The 18,512-nt window shown below is 59.6% G+C and carries 15 protein-coding genes; 8 read left to right on the top strand and 7 right to left on the bottom strand.

The features are described from left to right. Window positions 1-32: 32 nt before the first annotated feature. Window positions 33-1,649: an NAD(P)/FAD-dependent oxidoreductase gene (locus CPA54_RS00735; RefSeq protein WP_249085676.1), complete on the bottom strand. Its 1,617-nt coding sequence runs from the start codon at window positions 1,647-1,649 to the stop codon at window positions 33-35. Window positions 1,650-1,843: 194 nt separating this feature from the next. Here CPA54_RS00735 and CPA54_RS00730 point away from each other — a divergent pair, with 194 nt between their 5' ends. The 3 genes from CPA54_RS00730 to CPA54_RS00720 all read left to right on the top strand — a co-directional run bounded on the left by CPA54_RS00730 (window position 1,844) and on the right by CPA54_RS00720 (window position 5,407). After that, complete coding sequence (locus CPA54_RS00730; protein ID WP_249085367.1) at window positions 1,844-2,950, top strand: cation diffusion facilitator family transporter; 1,107 nt, start codon at window positions 1,844-1,846, stop codon at window positions 2,948-2,950. Continuing rightward, window positions 2,931-3,881, top strand: coding sequence for a cation diffusion facilitator family transporter (locus CPA54_RS00725; protein WP_086441335.1), 951 nt, complete (start codon window positions 2,931-2,933; stop codon window positions 3,879-3,881). Before CPA54_RS00730 ends, CPA54_RS00725 begins: the two co-directional genes overlap by 20 nt. A gap of 170 nt (window positions 3,882-4,051) precedes the next feature. Beyond that, on the top strand, window positions 4,052-5,407 hold the full coding sequence (locus CPA54_RS00720; RefSeq protein WP_103765828.1) for a chloride channel protein: 1,356 nt from the start codon (window positions 4,052-4,054) through the stop codon (window positions 5,405-5,407). Window positions 5,408-5,455: 48 nt separating this feature from the next. Here the strand turns inward: CPA54_RS00720 and CPA54_RS00715 are convergent, their stop codons facing one another. Together CPA54_RS00715 and CPA54_RS00710 are read right to left on the bottom strand one after the other, a co-directional pair. Beyond that, window positions 5,456-6,538 carry a WD40 repeat domain-containing protein gene (locus CPA54_RS00715; RefSeq protein WP_249085366.1) on the bottom strand — a complete coding sequence of 361 codons (1,083 nt, stop codon included), beginning with the start codon at window positions 6,536-6,538 and terminating at the stop codon, window positions 5,456-5,458. Continuing rightward, window positions 6,535-7,599, bottom strand: coding sequence for a GTP-binding protein (locus tag CPA54_RS00710; RefSeq protein WP_248460380.1), 1,065 nt, complete (start codon window positions 7,597-7,599; stop codon window positions 6,535-6,537). The genes CPA54_RS00715 and CPA54_RS00710 overlap by 4 nt, the downstream gene beginning before the upstream one ends. A 231-nt stretch (window positions 7,600-7,830) precedes the next feature. Between CPA54_RS00710 and CPA54_RS00705 the strand changes: the two genes are divergently transcribed. From CPA54_RS00705 to CPA54_RS00695, 3 genes are all read left to right on the top strand, one after another. Next, window positions 7,831-8,820, top strand: coding sequence for an aldo/keto reductase (locus tag CPA54_RS00705; protein ID WP_081562594.1), 990 nt, complete (start codon window positions 7,831-7,833; stop codon window positions 8,818-8,820). A 251-nt stretch (window positions 8,821-9,071) separates the two neighbouring features. Beyond that, complete coding sequence (locus CPA54_RS00700) at window positions 9,072-10,712, top strand: Hint domain-containing protein (protein WP_249085365.1); 1,641 nt, start codon at window positions 9,072-9,074, stop codon at window positions 10,710-10,712. Window positions 10,713-10,872: 160 nt separating this feature from the next. Continuing rightward, window positions 10,873-12,618, top strand: a complete 1,746-nt coding sequence (locus CPA54_RS00695) for a Hint domain-containing protein (protein ID WP_249085364.1) — start codon at window positions 10,873-10,875, stop codon at window positions 12,616-12,618. 77 nt (window positions 12,619-12,695) lie between these two features. Here CPA54_RS00695 and CPA54_RS00690 read toward each other — a convergent pair whose 3' ends face one another. Beyond that, the gene (locus CPA54_RS00690; protein WP_249085363.1) at window positions 12,696-13,418 is read right to left on the bottom strand and encodes a hypothetical protein; all 723 of its coding nucleotides are present in this window, start codon (window positions 13,416-13,418) and stop codon (window positions 12,696-12,698) included. A gap of 106 nt (window positions 13,419-13,524) precedes the next feature. Next, window positions 13,525-14,157: a hypothetical protein gene (locus CPA54_RS00685; protein ID WP_249085362.1), complete on the bottom strand. Its 633-nt coding sequence runs from the start codon at window positions 14,155-14,157 to the stop codon at window positions 13,525-13,527. Window positions 14,158-14,452: 295 nt separating this feature from the next. On the opposite strand from CPA54_RS00685, the gene CPA54_RS00680 reads away from it, so the two are divergent. Continuing rightward, window positions 14,453-15,403: a DUF2272 domain-containing protein gene (locus CPA54_RS00680; protein WP_081847765.1), complete on the top strand. Its 951-nt coding sequence runs from the start codon at window positions 14,453-14,455 to the stop codon at window positions 15,401-15,403. Between the two features lie 7 nt (window positions 15,404-15,410). Here the strand turns inward: CPA54_RS00680 and CPA54_RS00675 are convergent, their stop codons facing one another. Continuing rightward, a complete protein-coding gene (locus tag CPA54_RS00675) occupies window positions 15,411-15,782 on the bottom strand; it encodes a rhodanese-like domain-containing protein (protein ID WP_043560957.1) in 372 nt (123 codons plus the stop codon). Window positions 15,783-16,059: 277 nt separating this feature from the next. On the opposite strand from CPA54_RS00675, the gene CPA54_RS00670 reads away from it, so the two are divergent. Then, window positions 16,060-17,082 (top strand): cysteine synthase A, encoded by a 1,023-nt coding sequence (locus tag CPA54_RS00670; RefSeq protein ID WP_081562599.1) that lies wholly within the window; start codon window positions 16,060-16,062, stop codon window positions 17,080-17,082. A 20-nt stretch (window positions 17,083-17,102) separates the two neighbouring features. Here CPA54_RS00670 and CPA54_RS00665 read toward each other — a convergent pair whose 3' ends face one another. Further along, window positions 17,103-18,431, bottom strand: coding sequence for an RsmB/NOP family class I SAM-dependent RNA methyltransferase (locus CPA54_RS00665; protein ID WP_086431828.1), 1,329 nt, complete (start codon window positions 18,429-18,431; stop codon window positions 17,103-17,105). Window positions 18,432-18,512: the final 81 nt, after the last annotated feature.

Below are 18,512 nucleotides of genomic sequence, written 5' to 3'. Positions count from 1 at the left end.
GGGAGCCCGCAGAACTCCCATCTGGCCTCCCATCACAGGGAGGCCACCAGCCACTCCGCCACACGGATGCCGTCAATCCCGGCGGAGAGGATTCCCCCAGCATAGCCAGCTCCCTCACCAGCAGGGAAAAGCCCCCGCAGAGCTGGACTCTGGCCCGTGGCGTCACGGTCAATCCGCAAGGGCGAGGATGTCCGTGTCTCGACACCGGTCATCACGGCATCATCCATGCTGTAACCCTTGATCCTGCGCTCGAACCGGGGCAGGGCTTCCCGGATGGAGGCCACCACGAAATCCGGCAGACAACGGGAAAGGTCAGTCGGCGTCACACCGGGCTGGTAAGAGGGCACGACCGTGCCCAGAGAGGTGGAGGCCCGCCCTGCAAGGAAGTCCCCCACACGCTGCGCCGGAGCACGATAATCCCCGCCACCTGCCACGAAGGCCGCCTTCTCCCACTGACGCTGGAAGGCGATCCCCGCCAGCGGCTCATCCGGGAAATCGACACCGGGGCGGACCTCCACCACGATGCCGCTATTGGCGTTCCGCTCGGCCCGGGAATACTGGCTCATCCCGTTCGTGACGACCTGATCCTTCTCCGAGGTTGCCGCCACGACCTGCCCACCGGGACACATGCAGAAGGAATAGACACCCCGCCCCGTGCTGGCATGATGCACCAGCTTGTAATCGGCCGCACCAAGCAGCGGATGCCCCGCCTGCGGGCCAAACCGGGCCACGTCGATCACCGCCTGCGGATGCTCGATCCGCACTCCGATGGAGAAAGGCTTGGCCTGCATCGGCACACCTTCCTCATGCAGCATGGCGAACGTGTCCCGGGCAGAATGACCGACCGCCAGAATCACCCGGTCAGCAGGCAGCACTTCCCCGGTGGAGAGACGCAGCCCCGTCACCTGTCGGCCACCACCCTCACAGGGTGCCGTCTCGATGCCCTCCAGCCGGGTCTCGAAACGGTATTCCCCTCCCAGCTCCTCGATCTGCGCCCGCAGGGACTGCACGACCGTCACGAGCCGGAACGTCCCGATATGCGGCTTGGAGAGGGTCAGGATTTCCTCCGGCGCACCGGCCTTCACGAACTCCTCCAGCACCTTGCGCCCCAGATGGCGGGGATCCGACACGCCGGAATAGAGCTTGCCATCGGAGAATGTTCCGGCTCCCCCTTCACCGAACTGCACGTTGCTTTCTGCCGTGAAGCGGGATTTCCGCCAGAGGGCGAACGTATCGACCGTACGGTCCCTCACGGCCCGGCCACGCTCTATGATGATCGGCTTCAGCCCCGCCTGGGCCAGCACGAGAGCTGCCATCAGGCCACAGGGCCCCGCCCCGATCACGACGGGCCGCTGCGTGCGCCCGGCGGCGTGAGAGGGCAGGACGGGCGGAATCCAGCGCATGTCCGGCGTCGGACGGACATGCTGGTCCCCGCTGAAACGGGCCAGCACGGCATCCAGCTCCCGCAGCTCACAGTCCAGCGTATAGACGAGCTGGATGTTCCCCCGCCGTCGGGCATCATGCCCCCGGCGGAAGACATGATAGGCCAGCAGCTCCTCCGGCCTTACGGCCAGACGGGCCACGATGGCGGCCCGGAGGTCTTCCGGCGTGTGGTCGAGAGGGAGGGCAAGATTGCTGAGGCGGAGCATGGGGGAAAAGGCTGTCATGCCCGTTCCTTTAAAGCCAGCACCGGGGCACTGGCAAGCAGGGAGGACAGACAGGCCACCGGTCCCGGTCCCTGCCCTGCTCCATGTGAAACAGGACAAGAAAAATGGTGAAAGCTGGATAGGTCTAACTTATACTGCATCCCCTCATACATCTTCGTGCCTATCAGGGTTCCTCCATGACGACCACGCCCCATCCTCCACACGAGCCGGCAGAAGGCACAGCCTGCTCCCACCACGACCATGATCACCACGACGGGCATGGGCATGGGCATGGGCATGGGCATGGGCATGGGCACCATCATCATGGCGGGCACGGGCATGTCCACGCTCCGGCCTCCTTTGGTGGCACGTTCCTCATCGCCATCATCCTCAACACGCTCTATCTCGTCGGGGAAGCCGGATGGGGCTTCGCCGCCCACTCCCTCTCCCTGCTGGCCGATGCGGGGCACAATCTCTCGGACGTGCTGAGCCTGCTGGCCGCATGGGGGGCCCAGATACTCGCCCGCCGCACCCCCAGCGAACGCTTCACCTACGGGCTGAAACGCGCCACCATCCTGACGGCCCTGCTCAACGCCACCATCCTCCTGCTCGTCACCGGGGGCATCATCTGGCAGGCCATCTGGCACCTCATCCATCCCGAAACCGTGCAGGGACAGACCATCAGCATCGTGGCGGGCATCGGCATCCTCATCAATGGCGGGACGGCCCTGCTGCTCATGCGGGGCGCCCATCATGACCTGAACATGCGGGGAGCCTTCCTGCACATGGCCTCCGATGCCCTCATGGCCCTGGGCGTGGTCATTGCCGGTGTCCTCATCACGCTGACCGGCTTCTCCTGCATCGACCCTCTGGCCAGCCTCATCGTGTCGGGACTCATCATCTGGGGGACATGGTCCCTGCTGACCCATGCACTCGGCCTGGCCCTTGATGGCGTGCCGCAGACCATCACTCCCCGTGCCGTGGAAGACGCCCTGCGGAGCCTGCCCGGCATTGCCGACCTGCATCACCTTCACATCTGGCCCATCAGCACGACCGAGACAGCCCTGACGGTCCATCTGGTCCTCCACCCCGTGCCGGAAGACTGCACCATTCTGGAAGCCCAGAGCCGGACGGCCGACCTTCTGGCCCGGGCGACCATCCTGCTGCGGGAGGAATTCGCCATAGGCCATCCCACCTTCCAGGTGGAACCGCCCGAAGGAGCCGGCTGCGCCACACCCGGCTGCAACACCCCCCACACCGCCCCGAAAGAGACGGACTGCACCCATGACCACCACCACGCCTGAAACCGCCGTGCCAAGGGAGAACACGACCACGCCACTCCGCCTGCGGGTGGCCCGTCTTTCCATCCTCGTCAGCCTCGTGGTGCTGGGCATCAAATATGCGGCATGGGCCGTCTCCGGCTCCGGTGCCCTGCTGTCCGATGCCATCGAAACCATCCTCAACGTTCTGGCCTCCGTCGGCACGCTCTGGGCCGTGGCCTTTGCCGCCCGCCCGGCAGATGACAACCACCCTTACGGGCACGGCAAGGCGGAATATGTCTGGGCCGTCATCGAGGGGGTTCTGGTGGTGCTGACGGCCCTGGTCATCCTGGCCATTGCCGGGCACGATGCCCTGCACATACAGGCCCCGGAAGCTCCCCTGCCGGGGGCGCTCCTCAATGCCTCTGCCGGGGTCATCAACCTCATCTGGGCCCTCATCCTGCGACGGATGGGCCGGACACATCACTCACAGGCCCTTAGTTCGGCCGGGGATCATGTTCTCTCCGATGTCTGGGCCAGCCTGGCCCTGCTGGTCGGTGTCTGCCTCATCCCCCTGCTGCACTGGCTCTGGCTGGACCCGCTGCTCTCCGCCCTCGTGGCCCTGAATGTCCTCTGGACCGGCTTCGGCATGATGCGCCATTCCATGACCGGCCTGCTGGACGAGGCTCCACCGCCGGAACTGGTCCATGAGGTCGGCCAGACCATCACGCAGGCAGGCCAGGGAGCACTGGAGGCCCACGACCTCCGCATGAGGCGGGTGGGGTCCCTCTATTTCGTGGAGTTCCACCTCATCGTGCCGGATGAGATGCGCATCACGGACGCCCACGACATCTGCGACCGGATCGAAAATGCCATCCGGGCCGTGCTGGGCCGCTCCTCCATCCATATCCATGTGGAGCCGGAGGACCTCGCCAAACGCCACAAGCCCGGGGCCAGCGGTGTGCTCGTCATGTAACCGTCATGTCACATCTGCCATGCAAAACCATGGCCCCCCTTGACCGCAGGGAAGGCTCCGTCCGAAACAGGGCATGACCTCTTCACCCCCAGCCCTGTGACGGATCCACCCCAGACGTGTCCGATTCTTCCCAAAGCGCCCCCGCTCCTGCCCCCGGTTCACCCCACGCCATGAGGCGGCGCAACCGCATCACGCATTTCCGCCGTTCGGCCCGGATGCGCACCTCGCAGTGGCGACGGACCTTCATCTTCTGGGCCGGGGCCATCACGGTCGGCATTGCGGCGTGGCTGTTCGCCCGGGCGGCTGACTATGCCAGCTCCCTCTGCATGGGCCTCCAGCACTGGAATCCCTATGTCATGTTCGCTGTCATTCCCAGCGGGCTCGCCCTCTCCATGTGGCTGACAAAACGCTTCTTCCCCGGGGCGCAGGGGTCCGGCATCCCGCAGACCATCGCCACGCTGCATATTGAGGACTTCTCCCTCGTCAACCGCATCCTTGCCCTGCGCATTGCCGTCGGAAAGGTGTGCATGACCACACTCGGCCTGCTCTGCGGGGCCTCCATCGGGCGGGAAGGCCCCACGGTGCAGGTCGGGGCGGCCATCATGAACGCCTATTCCCGCTTCTTGGGCCATGCCAACGTCTCGACCCGTCGGGGTGTCATCCTGGCAGGCGGGGCTGCCGGTGTGGCCGCCGCCTTCAACACACCCCTGGCTGGCATTGTCTTCGCCATCGAAGAACTGGCCAGTTCCTTCCAGCAGCGGACATCCGGCGTGATGCTGACGGGCGTCGTCCTCGCCGGTGTGACAGCCATTGTCCTGACGGGCGGAAACTATACCTATTTCGGCCATGCCTCGGTGGATGTTCCCGTCGGAACGGCCTGGATTGCCGTGCTGGCCTGCGGCATTCTCGGCGGGCTGGGCGGGGGGCTCTTCTCCACCATTCTCATCCGGGTCGGCAAGGGTCTGCCCGGCTTCATCGGGTCCATCCAGAAGAACCGGCCCATCCTGTTCACGGCCCTGTGCGGGATCATCCTCGCCATGCTGGGCTTTGCCAGCCACGGTGACACGTTCGGCACGGGCTATGTGCAGGCCCATCATCTGGTGGCTGGCTCCCGCCATGCTCACATGTCCTATTTCCTGATGAAATATGCCGCCACCATCATCTCCTACTGCTCCGGCATACCGGGCGGGCTGTTTGCGCCGTCCCTCTCCATAGGAGCCTCGGTGGGGGGCTGGGTTGCCCGCTTCCTACCCCACACAGCCCCCGGAGCCGTCGTGCTGCTGGGCATGGTCGGCTATTTCTCCGGTGTGGTGCAGTCCCCGCTGACGGCCACCGTCATCGTGATGGAAATGTGCGACAACCAGCAGATCACCCTGGCCCTGCTGGCCACGGCTTTTCTGGCCTTTGGTGTCTCACGCATGGTCTGCCCCCACTCCCTCTACGGGCGTCTGGCCGACCAGTTCATGGCCCGGCAGGAAGGGTATCTCCAGAAGAAACACGAAGAGAACAAACAGTCCAAGGACTGAGAAAAAAAGATGGTCTGCCGGACTGGAGGCAGACCATCCCTGAGGACATCAGCCCTGAGCGGACAAGTCCACAACCCCGACATAGCCTTCTTCGGTCCCGAAGATGACGGCTCCCCCCTGCGGGGTGAAGGCGATGGCATTCACAGCACCACGGGCGGCACCACCGCTGCGCTGGCCATTGCAGAGTGGCAGGATGCGGCCCTCTCCTGCGGCAGCCTCGTCAGCATGATTGGGCACTTCCGCCAGAAGGACCGTGCCATCCTCAAACCCGATGGCCAGAATGTCATCCGTGGGATGGGCACAGACGCAGGTCACGAACAGCCCCGGCAGGCGGGCCAGCTCCATGGGAGGCTTGCCCATCGGCCCCCCCCCGAAGAACGGCCACAGCACGGCGGCATCCGCCCCTGATGTGGCCAGCCAGCGACCCTTGCGGGTGAAGCTCATGGACCCGATCTTGCGGGGATAGCCACTCATGCGCATGTTGTGCCCGTCAGACAGACGCCAGCCATGCAGCTCATTCTCCTGCATGCTCGTCACCAGTGCCTCGCCGCCCGGATGGATGCACAGCCCGGTATGGCTGCCCTTCCATTCCAGAGAACGGACATTGGCGTCCTTCGCCTGCACGAACCACATGGACACGCCATTATAATGCGAGGCAGCCAGCCTCTTGCCTTTGGCATCGAAGGCAAGACCGCTCAGGGCCGAAGGATGGTCCAGCACCTTCAGGGGTTCATCCGCGCCGTGGGCGTAGAGATGAACCTCCTTCCTGCTGGCGCAGGCCCAGTGGGTAGGCGTACTGGCCAGACAGTCCACCCAGCCACGGCCCTCATGACGGTCTGTCATGGTGCCATCGGCCCGTGTTTCCACGACACGGCCATCTTCCCCGCCACTGAGGAAGCTGTCCTTCCCGCAACCCTGCGCAAGGGACACCGCCCCGTCATGCACAGACAGGCACTGCCAGTCTTCGGAAGCCCGCAGGCCGTCCCGGGAGATGAGGATGAGCTCTCCATCCATCGTCAGGGCGGCAAAGGTCCGGCCATCACGGCTGGCCTGCACGCCGGTGATCGGAGCCTCAAACTGACGCTCGGCCCCACGGGTCTGCAACAGGGTCCTGCTCTGCGGCGCACTCATACGGCCACACACCCTTCAAAGCCACGCTGAAGCTGTGCACAGTCCAGCTTGCGGCCAATGAACACGATGCGGGACTGTTTCGTCTCTCCCGCCCTGAACGGCCCGATATAGTCGCCATCCGCCATCATGTGCACGGCCTGGAAGGCAAAACGCTCGTCCTTGCCCCTGAAATGCAGGATGCCCTTTGCCCGCAGGATGTCCGGTCCCTGCTCCTGCAGGACAAGGCCGATCCAGGCGTGGAAACGTTCCTCATCCAGCGGTTCCGTCACGGTGAAGGAATGGCTCGTCACATCCTCGCTATGGGCGTGATGATGCCCGCCCGGCCCGTGGGCGGCCTCATGATGGTGGTCGTGGTCATGACAATGGCAATGGTCGTGATCGTGATGATGGTGGTCATGCCCGTCCTCCTCAAGGAAGTCCGGCATGGTGGACAGGGCACGCCTGAGGTCGAACCCGCCACGGTTGAGGATGTCATCCAGAGCCACCTTGCCCCGCTCGGCCCGATGAATCCGCACGACGGAATTGATGGCCCGCAGCTTCTGCTCCACCCCGGCCAGTGCGGCCTCATCCAGAAGGTCACATTTGTTCAGGATGATGACATCGGCAAAAGCCACCTGATTGACGGCTTCCGGGCTTTCCTTAAGGGTCTGGAGCACGTTGTAGGCGTCCACGACCGTCACGACGGCATCCAGCTCGGCTTTTTCACGGATGCCCTCATCCACGAAGAAGGTCTGCGCCACGGGGGCCGGATCGGCCAGGCCGGTAGTCTCGACGATGATGCCATCAAATTTGCCACGGCGGCGCAGCAGACGGCTGAGAATCCGGATGAGATCGCCCCGCACCGTGCAGCAGATGCAGCCATTGTTCATCTCGAAGATTTCTTCGTCAGCATCGACCACCAGATCATTGTCGATGCCCAGCTCCCCGAACTCATTGACCACCACGGCGTAATTCCGCCCGTGATCGGCTGTCAGGATGTGGTTGAGCAGCGTGGTCTTGCCCGCTCCCAGAAAGCCGGTAAGAACCGTGACGGGGATTTTTCTGGTCTGTGAATCAGCCATGATGTCTGTCCTTGTTCTCCTTGAGAGTTGAGCTGAGCATACTCTTCTCCCGTCTCAAAACCAAAAAGAAGAACAGGTGGTTGCATAACCCGCCGCCCCTATCCCAATATGGGCGGAGAGGCCGGAAGGGCCTTGCCCGCCCCCGCATGATGAGGGGCCGCCCTCCAGGTCCGGGCCGAGGCACGATTCATTCCGCATCCTCCGCCCTCATTTTCTGATGGAGACAAACCCATGAATGAAAACACCATTCTCATTCCCGGTTTTGACAGACCCGTATCACGCGTTGCCCTTGGCACATGGGCCATTGGCGGCTGGATGTGGGGCGGCCCTGATGACGACAATGCCGTCCGTACCATCCACCGTGCCCTTGATGAAGGCGTGGACCTGATCGACACCGCTCCGGTCTATGGCTTTGGTCATTCCGAGGAAGTCGTGGGCCGTGCTCTGGCAGAAAAACCCCACAGGGCCCGCATCGCCACCAAGCTCGCACTGGACTGGAACGACGATCACCAGCCGTTCCGCAATTCCAGCCCTGCCCGCATCCGCAAGGAAGTGGAAGACTCCCTGCGCCGCCTGCGTGTCGAGACCATCGACCTCGAGCAGGTTCACTGGCCGGACCCCAACACGCCGATCGACGAGACGGCCCGTGAGCTCCAGAAGCTCCACAAGGAGGGGAAAATCCGTGCCCTTGGCGTGAGCAACTACTCCCCGGAGCAGATGGACATCTTCCGTGAGGTGGCCCCGCTGGCCAGTGTCCAGTCCCCCTACAATCTCTTTGAACGTGAGATTGAAAAGGACGTGCTGCCCTATGCGAAGACGCACAAGCTCGTCACGCTGGCCTATGGCCCGCTCTGCCGTGGCCTGCTGACCGGCAAGATGACAGCGGACAAGACCTTCCCGGAAAGTGATCTGCGGTCTGGCGACCCCAAGTTCCAGAAAGAGCACTTCAAGGACTATCTGGCTGCTGTGGACGAGCTGAAGACGATTGCGGACCGCCACGGCAAGTCCCTCATGGTGCTGGCCATCCGCTGGGTGCTGGACCAGGGACCGACCATTGCCCTGTGGGGTGCCCGCAAGCCGGAACAGATTGATGGTGTTGCGGATGTCTTCGGCTGGCAGCTGACCGATCAGGACAGGAAGGATATTGACGCCATTCTGGAACGTCATGTCCCCACACCCATCTCTCCTGCCTTCATGGCCCCACCGGCCCGGAAGTCATGAGAAAAAACTTCACGTTAAATTGAAGCAGTGTGGCGAAGAAGTGGCATGGCTTTCTGGCCACTTCTTCTGCTGCTTTTGGACCAGAACATGACATGGGCCAACATACGGAAAAATATGAAGTCCTTCTTTTTGAAGTTAACTTTATATTAGTTTTTATACAACTTTAATGCCATTTTTTGTTAAGAAAATTATAAGATGAACGACCTATATCCTTTCCGGAGAGCAAGCCTTACCTCCGAAGGATACAGACGTTGGCTGGTAACCCGAAACCCGTTGTCGCTACCGGGACCTACCTGGTGGATATCGCCTCCCTGACAGTTGACCCGAGAACGAAACGGGCCACCATCTCCAATCCCAAATATAACGTGGAAGCCACTTTCACGACCCATACCCCGACCGGTCGCAATGACAAGAAGGTCCAGGATTTCACTTTCCAGGATCCGCAAACGAAAAAACAGCTTACCGGCAGTTATGATTACTCATGGGGCAACAAGTCGGTAAACGGCTTCATCATCGGCAATGGGTCGGGGGGCTATTACATCATCACCTCCGCCGTGCCTGGCAGCTCCTCATCCACCATTGATGGTGCCACCCTGCTTGACCCCTCGGAGGCACGTTACACTTACATCAACGATTCCTCCAGAAACTGGGCCAATGGCAACTTCTTCGACCTCGATCTGAATGGTCAGCATTATTACTTCCATCAGGACAATGATGGTACAGCCACTGATGGTGCTCTGAACGAACAGTTTACCTTCAATACATGCTTTCTGGCTGGCAGCCTGATCGAAACGCCAGACGGCCCCCGCAAGGTGGAAGAGCTCAAGACTGGTGATGTCATTCTCACCCACAACCCCATCAGCGGGCAGACCCTGCCGCAACGTCTCACATGGGCAGGCAGAAGTCGGCTGCGGATAACATCCTCCCCCCATATGGATATGGCCGGCTACCCTGTACGGATCAGAAAAGACGCCCTGGCGGATGGCGTACCCTCCGAAGACCTTCTGGTTACGGCGGAGCACTGCCTGTTTCTTGATGACCGCTTTGTCCCTGCCCGCATGCTGGTCAATGGCCGGTCCATCCATTTCGAGATGACAGACAGAATCCGGCAGATGGCCTGCGACATTTTCCACATTGAGACGGAAATGCACAGCGTCATCTTCGCCAATGATGTGATGACGGAAAGCTATCTGGATACGGGCAACCGTTACCAGTTCGTGGGGTCCAGCCATGACAGTCATACAGGCAATGTCATCACCCATGACTTCTCTACACGGAAACGGTCATGGTACCGTGATGCCGCTGCTCCCCTGTGCACGGCCCGGGAATTCGTGGCGCCCCTTCATCAGGGATTCCTCCAGCGTGCAGAAGAGCTGAGTTTCCCCATCCAGCACCCCTACAAGGCTGAGGCCCTTTGCGAGGATCCAGCCTTCCACCTGGTCACGGACCGGGGAGAGGTCCTGCATGAGAAGCGGACATCCGCAGGGTACCGGCTCTTTTCCATTCCCCTCGGAACAACCCATGTCACGCTGGTCTCCAGAACAGGCCGCCCCTGTGACACTCACGGCCCCTTTGTTGATGACCGGCGCACACTAGGGGTACTGGTCGGAGAAATTCTCCACTTCCAGGCTACCCATTCCACCAGCATCGACACACACCTGACGACCGATCAGCTGGATGGCTGGTGCGGGCTGGAAAACCCCTCCATGCGCTGGACGCAGGGGGCTGCAAGACTCCCTCTTCCCAGTCAGCCGGAATACAATGATGGTGTGGAGACGGGGCTGCTGGCCATACAGATCATGGCGGCAGGCCCCTATCCCCTGTCGGCCAACAACTCTCTGGAAGATGAAGCTGACATGACGACACAGCCCGGTCTCGTCAGGGCTGTATAACGAAGGAAAACTGGGGGCGTCTGATACTGGTTCCCACGAAACACCAAGAGAACATGAGTAGCAAAGGAACCTTCCTTCCGCTCTTGTGCACCTGAAATGCGCTACCTGCCCGATCAGAAAATACGATTTACCAGAAAAAAGAATGTACATTTATTGATATTTGGTTAATTTTACTCAAAAGATAATTGAATTTGCACTTAAAATATTATTATTATATGGTAAAGGAAAGATTGGCTCTTTTGGAGAATCATGCATGCCCGGCAATCCGCAGCCTGTCGTTGCACTTGGAACATATAGAGTAAATATTGCATCCCTATCTGTTGACGCAAATGGAAATGGCTACATAACATCCCAGTTGTTTGGTGTTGATGCCACTTTTACAACACACACTCCTACCCGGGCATCCGACCAGAAGGTACAGGACTTTGTAATAAAGGATCCGAATACGGGAAGTGTCATTACATCTGGTGGTTATGATTTCTCTTGGGGAAATAAGGCTGTAAATGGTTTTATCATTGGTAATGGCAGTGGTGGGTATTACGTTATCACGTCTGATGTTCCGGGCAGCTCATCTTCCAGTATTGATGGACGCTCCCTGATCGACCCAACACAAGCGCAGTATTCATACAGTTTTAATTTTCGACTTCCTTGGTCTATCGGGAACAATTTTACTCTTTGGTTAAATGGAATTCCTTACACCTTCAAGCAGGACGATAACGGTACAGCAACAGATGGCTCACTTGGCCAGAAATTTACATTTGATACATGCTTTCTTTCTGGAACCATGATTGAAACCCTCTCAGGGCCGAAAAAGATAGAAAATTTGACCAGAAATGACGTTGTAATTACTTTCAATCCTGAATCGGGACGAAATGAGCCTCTTCCCCAGCATGTTGTCTTCTGCCAACAGAGCAGGGTCCGTATAGACTCATCTCTCCCCTTGGACATGGCCGGCTATCCGGTCCGTATCAAAAAAAATGCACTGGCAGACAATGTACCTTCCGAGGATCTTCTGGTTACCGCGGAGCACTGCCTGCTTCTGGAAAAACATTTTGTTCCAGTCCGTATCATGGTGAACGGACGATCAATATATTATGATACAAGCATGCACGATACAGCCGAAAAGAGCGGACCATTCTCTTATTATGACATATTTCATATAGAAACATCAACACACAGCATCATTTCTGCAAATAATGTTCTTACGGAAAGTTATCTCAATACAGGAAACCGTTTCCAGTTTCAGCGAGATAATGGAGACACAAACGTCATAGAATATGATTTTACTTCAAAAAATCTATCATGGGAGAAAGATGCTGCAGCGCCATTATGCACAGCAGAAGATTTTGTAGCTCCTATCCATCAAAAGCTGCTTGAACGTGCAAAACAGCTTCTGTTTCCAGTTCAGCACGCCTACAAAACTGAAACCGTGTCCCACAATCCTGCCTTGCAACTACTCACGGAACAGGGGCATGTTCTTCAGGAAAAACGGTCCTCAAACAACTACAAAGTATTTCACATACCTGCCGGGGTAAAAAGAGTAACCATCCTCTCAAAAACAGGAAGACCTTATGACGTCCATGGTCCTGTCGTGGATGACAGGCGCGAGCTTGGCGTTTTGGTAGGAGAAATACTTTATTTCCATGGAATAGATTGCATAAATATCGATAGACACCTAACACATGAAGATATGGAAGGCTGGTTCGATTTGGAAAATTCTAAAATGAGGTGGACTAAAGGAGCGGCTACCCTTGATCTACCCCATACCAGTCAACACTCTGTAACAGAAGCTGGACTGCTGGCCATCGAAATCATTTCCGCTGGGCCTTATCCGGCTGATGCAGAACATCCGCTGACGACCTATCAAAACGAACTGAAATACAAACCCGTCAAAAAAGCGGGATAAATCAATGGATAACGGAGAGCTTGTTCCAACACCGCATTGGATCAATGCTCTCCGTTTCCTGCCATATATGCCAACCTTTACTGGCCGGATGGAGCAACGGCAGTTGGTGTCAGGGTCATGCCCGGAATACCAAGGGCCTGTTTCTCTGCCGGGGTCATGATCCAGCTGTCCTGCTGTGTATCCGGGGAGCCTTCACCATGGAACTCCCGGATCCTCTTCTTTGATTTCTTGTGCGTGTGCTTACGCACATACTGATGCTTCTTGCGGACAATCCGGCTCAGGTCTTTTTCAACATGCACGGCCGTCACGTCATTATCCGCATCAACCGTAATCCTGTTCCACATGAACATGGCTGGTGCCACATCATGCTGTGAGGGCTTCCCCTGCTGGGCAGCTGCCTCGTCATTGACATAAAAATGAGGCCGTGTGGCGAGAAGCCAGCTGCCAGCCGGAAGGTTGGCAAACACCAGCTGACAGGCATCATTGCGGGCAGCATGCCGCACCAGGGCAAGGGCCTTGCTGTTGCCAATTTTCTCCCTGAACCCCGCCTGTGCCATATCGATGCGGAGATAATCACGGAAATACGGGGCATCCGGCATCAGCATGACATCCACATCAGCAACCCTGCAGGAAAGCTGTGGATGGAGGTTATCGTGGCCAGAAAGCTGCACGGCCAAAGTCCTGTTACCTGGCTGTCCAGCCCAGGCCAGCTGCTTGACCTTGAAATTTCCGTCATAGCCGGAGCATCCGCTCAACAGTCCCATGATCCCGGCAAGTCCTGCCAGAGTATACAGTCTCATTTTTCCAAAAACCATTATCCGGAATGATCCTTCTTCCAGTGACGTCAAATCTCTATGGCGCAGCCATACCGTCTGCATGATGGACGGCAAAAGATACGGAATGCCATCATTTTGCCTCGACCACCTGTCGCATCTTCTGGTCGGAGAGTCCCAGCCCCTTCATTTCTTCCTCTGTCGGATGCCACGTACTGACATCCGCAGCCGCTCCAAAATGTCGGGCCTTGAACAGGCCGATATCATTTCGCCTGTTGCCATCCTGAACAACCTGTCGTGCAATGACCCCCATGTCATCCTGCACGACAATACCTCCCCACAACAGGTTGAAGCCGGAAATATTGCTGCGCAGCTCCATCCCACTCACCCAGTACGTCTGCGGTTGCGCCAGATAATGCTGGATGTTGCCAAAAAACACCCATTTTCCAGCAGGAACATTCCTAAACACAAATGTGCACATGGCCTGCCGGGGAGCCTTGCGCAACAGGGCCTTCGCCTTCCGGGTAATGTCACCCTTAAAATGATAGGGGGACTGCAGTACCCGTATCCAGTCCCGATAGTACGGTGTATCCGGGAAGAGGAACGAGTTTTCCACCAGATTGGCACAATAATACTGCTTTTGCCCAAAAATGGCGGACGCCCGTACGATCACGGTTGCATGTCCAGTCCGGGCCGCCCAAGCATGATCCTCATCCTTATACGGTATCTTGACCGTATCACAGCCACCAAGCACCATCAGGGACACGCAACACATGAATGTACCTAGAATGGAGTATCGTCTCATACCCTGCATCCCCCAGTCTTATTCTGAACGAATACGACCAGTTACTCAAAATGCATTACAAATGCCATAGTTGTGACATAAAATAACGCCCTGCCCCTGAAACCATATTACCCCGTCCCGGTAAGTCGACAGACCACCATCCTTTCTCCTGCCGCTTTAGCAAAATACGTTCCCAATCCTATGAAAACATTCTAATCTGGGCCTCTTCCGGGCATGAAAAATGCTCACAGACGCAGCAGGCAAGCGTAAGGTCATCATGAAGGCAGTTCGTCACTCTGAAAGCAATCAGGCGACCCATTGGGATGTCGCCCGCAGGGCCCTAGCTGGCTGGGGGGCGCTCTGCGGTCTGGCCCTGCTTGCCGCATGTAGCAGCAGCCAGCATTCTCCTGCTCTCACCCCCATGACGCAATATGCCAATGGGCAGACTGGCCCGCTGGGATACGACACACATGTCCCGGCTTTTGCCAGCGAAAATTTTGCCCCCTTCAACCGTCAGGATGTCGCCGCCATCGCCCTGCGGGAATGGCGGATGTTCGGAAGTCCGGTTGCCGATGCGGACCCGCATGACAGGCCAGAGCCCACAAGCCCCGCCCTCAAGCCGGAGCGTCTGCCCGGCCTGTGGCAGCGCATTGGTGAATATTGGTGGATCGGCCAGGCCCCGGAAGAAAATGAGGCCCGCTGGACAGGCCGTACCGATGGCAATGGCACCCTGTTCTCCTTCCAGCGGGACGGCAACTACGCTTGGTCCGCCGCCTTCATCTCCTACGTCATGCGCATTGGCGGTGCCAATATCCGCTTCCCCTACTCCCCGAACCACGCCACCTACATCAATGCCGCAGCCTCCGGCAACAATCCGGGCATTTCAGCACAGAATCCCGCCAATTATGCCCCACGGTTGGGGGACATACTCTGCGTGGGCCGTGGACGGAGCCGCAGCATCACATATGCCATGCTGCCGACCTCCTACGGCTTCCCGGCCCATTGCGGCATCGTGGTGGCCACGGGCCAGAATGCCCCGCCTTTCGGCAAGGAAATCAGCATCGTGGGAGGCAATGTGGATGATGCCGTCTCGCTGACCCACGTTCCAACGGACAGCACCGGCCATGTCAGCACACCAGACGGGCGAAGCTACGACAGCCGTTACCCGTGGTGTGCCATCCTGACCCCCCGCTACGATGCCGACATGGACCCGAACAGCGGGCAGTAAAACGATCCTACTTCACAGGCAGGCCGCTGGCCTTCCACCCCGTGCCGGGGCCATGCCTGTCTTCGAAGCCATCAGCAACGTTCGTCAGCGTCCTGTACCCGGCCTGGGCAGCCAGTGCGGCAGCCTTCTGCGACCGCATGCCTGAACGGCAGATGAAAAAGATCGGCGTGGCCTTGTCCGGCACGGCCTCTTCCAGTCCGTGGAGGAACTCGGCCTCACTGCCTGCCCCCCATGTCAACGCCACAACCTTCCGGCCCAGAGCTCCCAGCTCTGGCAGACCTACCTGCGCCCATTCCTCCGGTGTACGGACATCCACCAGCACGGCCCGTGCATCAGCCTGAAGACGGTCCCAGCTTTCCTTCGCAGTACAATGTTCCATGTCAGCCTCCTTCTACGCAGGCGCCCCGTCCCGGCCATGTTTCGCTCCCCCAACAGACGGGCGAACATTCACGACCCGGAACCGTACAGCCAGACCTGCACTCATCATACAACCTGATGTTGTTCCGCTCTCCCCAGAGTTCAATGGCGGGGAGAGTATTATAACCATCTTAAATAGTTATAATGATTCTTCCACACCATTTTACGTAGAACATAATGATGATACCCTCTCTGCCATCATGACCTCGCCCCACACCATCCACTGGAACAAAGCACATATGTCACATCTGTCATCCCATCCTCACGCCTTGCCCTGCCCCTCTCTGGTGGAAGCCATTGGCAATACCCCGCTCATCCGCCTGCATCATGCTTCCGAGATCACGGGCTGCACCATCTATGGCAAGGCGGAATTCATGAATCCCGGCGGGTCCGTCAAGGACAGGGCGGCCCTTTCCATCATTCAGGACGGTTTTGCCCGTGGTGCCCTCAGCAAGGGCGGCACGATCGTGGAAGGCACGGCAGGCAACACGGGCATCGGCATCACGATCGTGGCCCATGCACTGGGCTGCAAGGCCGTCATCGTCGTGCCGGAAACCCAGAGCCGGGAAAAGCTGGACTTCCTCCGCATGATCGGAGCGGACCTGCGCCTCGTGCCCGCCAGACCGTACCGGGACCCCGGCAATTACGTGCATGTCTCCCGCCGTCTGGCCGAAGAAACCGGGGCCTTCTGGGCCAACCAGTTCGACAACACGGCCAACCGGGACGCCCACCGCACGACCACGGCCCCGGAAATCTGGTCCCAGCTGGACGGAAAGGTCGACGCCTTCACCTGCTCCTGCGGGTCCGGCGGTACACTGGCAGGAATCGCCTTCGGCCTGCGGGAGCTGGCCCAGCGGGATGGCCGGAAATCTCCCGAAATCGTCCTGGCCGACCCGGAGGGCTCCGGCCTGTATGGCTGGGTGACCGCCAATGACCTCAGCATCACCGGCAGTTCCATCACCGAAGGGATCGGCCAGTCCCGTGTGACGGCCAATCTGGAAGGCTGTGCGCCCGATCACGCCGAACGCATCCCCGATGCCGAAGCTCTGGAACAGATCTACCAGCTCACCATGAAAGAAGGTCTCTCCGTGGGCGGGTCATCAGGCATCAACATTGCTGCGGCCATCCGCACGGCCCGCCGTCTCGGGCCGGGGCATACCATCGTCACCATCCTCAGCGATGGCGGGGCACGATACCAGTCCAAGCTCTTCAACCCGGACTTCCTCCGCAGCAAGAACCTGCCCACCCCGCCCTGGATGTGACATCCCGGGCTGGTCCGCTCCTAACGGCGGATCAGCCGGGCGGCAAAGAAGCCATCCATGCCCCCCTGTGCCACGTTCATGCCCGGATGGGTACGGAAGTACCCTTCCTCCGTGCGGGCACGGGGAAGAGCCGCCAGCTCATCCTCCGTAAAAGGAGACAGCTTCCACCGGCCATCTTCCAGAGCGTGAGCGATACGCTGCGGACCTTCCTCATCCTGAAGGGAACAGACGGCATAGAGCAGCATCCCGCCCGGCTTCAGCATGTCATAGGCGGCATCAATGAAACGGTCCTGCCCCGCTGCCAGCGTGGTGATGTCCCGGGGGCGTTTGATCCACAAGACATCCGGGTGACGCCGCAGCGTCCCCGTGGCCGAGCAGGGCGCATCCAGCAGCACGGCATCCAGCGGCTCGGAAGGACGCCAGCGAAGGGCATCCCCCACAATGACCTCGGCCTTCAGCTGGAGGCGGGCCAGATTCTCCTTCAGCCTCTGGGCACGGGGCTTCTCACGCTCCACGGCCATCACCTCGGCACCCGCACAGAGCAGCTGGGCCGTCTTGCCCCCCGGTGCGGCGCACAGGTCGGCCACCCGCTTCCCCCGCATGTCGCCCATCAGCCGGACCGGCATGGCCGCCGCCATGTCCTGCGCCCAGAACTGCCCTTCCGCAAAGCCCGGCAGGTCTGCCATTTTCGTGCCCGCCGGGTAGCGGACCGTCCCCGTCGGCAGGGTCTCGCCCCCTTCCGGGGCCTCATAACCAGGCTTCACGGTGAGGTCCAGCGGCGCTTCCTGATAGAAACCCTGCGTGATGGACCGTGCCCGCCGCCCCCAGGAACTCCAGAGCCAGTGCGGCACATCCAGCCGGGCATCATCCAGCCCCTCCTTCAGCGTTTCAGCCTCCCGCACCACACGGCGCAGGACGGCATTGGCCAGACCGGCAAAAGGCGACAGGCCACGCCGGTGCAGGAGGTCCACGATCGTGCCCACGGCCGCATGAGGGGGTGTCTGAAGATGGATGATCTGCGCCACACCCAGCAGCAGGGCACAGCGGACCGGCTCCGGCGGCTGGCGGCGGAGGAGCGGCTGGAGCAGCTCCGTCATGCTGCCCAGATGGCGGAGCGTGGCCGCCGCCAGACGGTGGGCGGCCGCACGGTCCCGTCCCTCGCAGCTGCTGCGCTCCAGCGTGGTTTCCAGCATCCGGCGATGTTCCACCACACCGCAGATGATGTCGAAGGCCAGATCCCTCACCGGGTCTTCATGGCGGGAAATGGAGGCAGGGCGGGCAGCAGGCCGCCGCCCCCGGCCACCCTTGGGGTGTGAACGGGCTGGACGGGGAGAAGAAGCATTTGTCATGCGCCCGTTTTCAGGAGTCAGCGGCAGGAAAGTCAAGATGGTTTTTACACGCCCCCTTGACCCTCCCCGCCAAAGGGGCTG

It is taken from the genome of Parasaccharibacter sp. TMW2.1890, assembly GCF_023337645.1.
In the GTDB taxonomy this organism is placed as follows: Bacteria; Pseudomonadota; Alphaproteobacteria; order Acetobacterales; family Acetobacteraceae; genus Bombella; species Bombella apis.
This window is presented reverse-complemented; position numbering and strand designations above follow the sequence as displayed.

Excerpts from the sequence above, each read along its gene's own strand:
- CPA54_RS00730 (WP_249085367.1), top strand. The coding sequence starts at position 1,844 with ATGACGACCACGCCCCATCCTCCACACGAGCCGGCAGAAGGCACAGCC.
- CPA54_RS00690 (WP_249085363.1), bottom strand. The coding sequence starts at position 13,418 with ATGAGACTGTATACTCTGGCAGGACTTGCCGGGATCATGGGACTGTTG.
- CPA54_RS00725 (WP_086441335.1), top strand. The coding sequence starts at position 2,931 with ATGACCACCACCACGCCTGAAACCGCCGTGCCAAGGGAGAACACGACC.
- CPA54_RS00705 (WP_081562594.1), top strand. The coding sequence starts at position 7,831 with ATGAATGAAAACACCATTCTCATTCCCGGTTTTGACAGACCCGTATCA.
- CPA54_RS00710 (WP_248460380.1), bottom strand. The coding sequence starts at position 7,599 with ATGGCTGATTCACAGACCAGAAAAATCCCCGTCACGGTTCTTACCGGC.
- CPA54_RS00665 (WP_086431828.1), bottom strand. The coding sequence starts at position 18,431 with ATGACAAATGCTTCTTCTCCCCGTCCAGCCCGTTCACACCCCAAGGGT.
- CPA54_RS00720 (WP_103765828.1), top strand. The coding sequence starts at position 4,052 with ATGAGGCGGCGCAACCGCATCACGCATTTCCGCCGTTCGGCCCGGATG.
- CPA54_RS00670 (WP_081562599.1), top strand. The coding sequence starts at position 16,060 with ATGTCACATCTGTCATCCCATCCTCACGCCTTGCCCTGCCCCTCTCTG.
- CPA54_RS00680 (WP_081847765.1), top strand. The coding sequence starts at position 14,453 with ATGAAGGCAGTTCGTCACTCTGAAAGCAATCAGGCGACCCATTGGGAT.
- CPA54_RS00735 (WP_249085676.1), bottom strand. The coding sequence starts at position 1,649 with ATGCTCCGCCTCAGCAATCTTGCCCTCCCTCTCGACCACACGCCGGAA.
- CPA54_RS00715 (WP_249085366.1), bottom strand. The coding sequence starts at position 6,538 with ATGAGTGCGCCGCAGAGCAGGACCCTGTTGCAGACCCGTGGGGCCGAG.
- CPA54_RS00675 (WP_043560957.1), bottom strand. The coding sequence starts at position 15,782 with ATGGAACATTGTACTGCGAAGGAAAGCTGGGACCGTCTTCAGGCTGAT.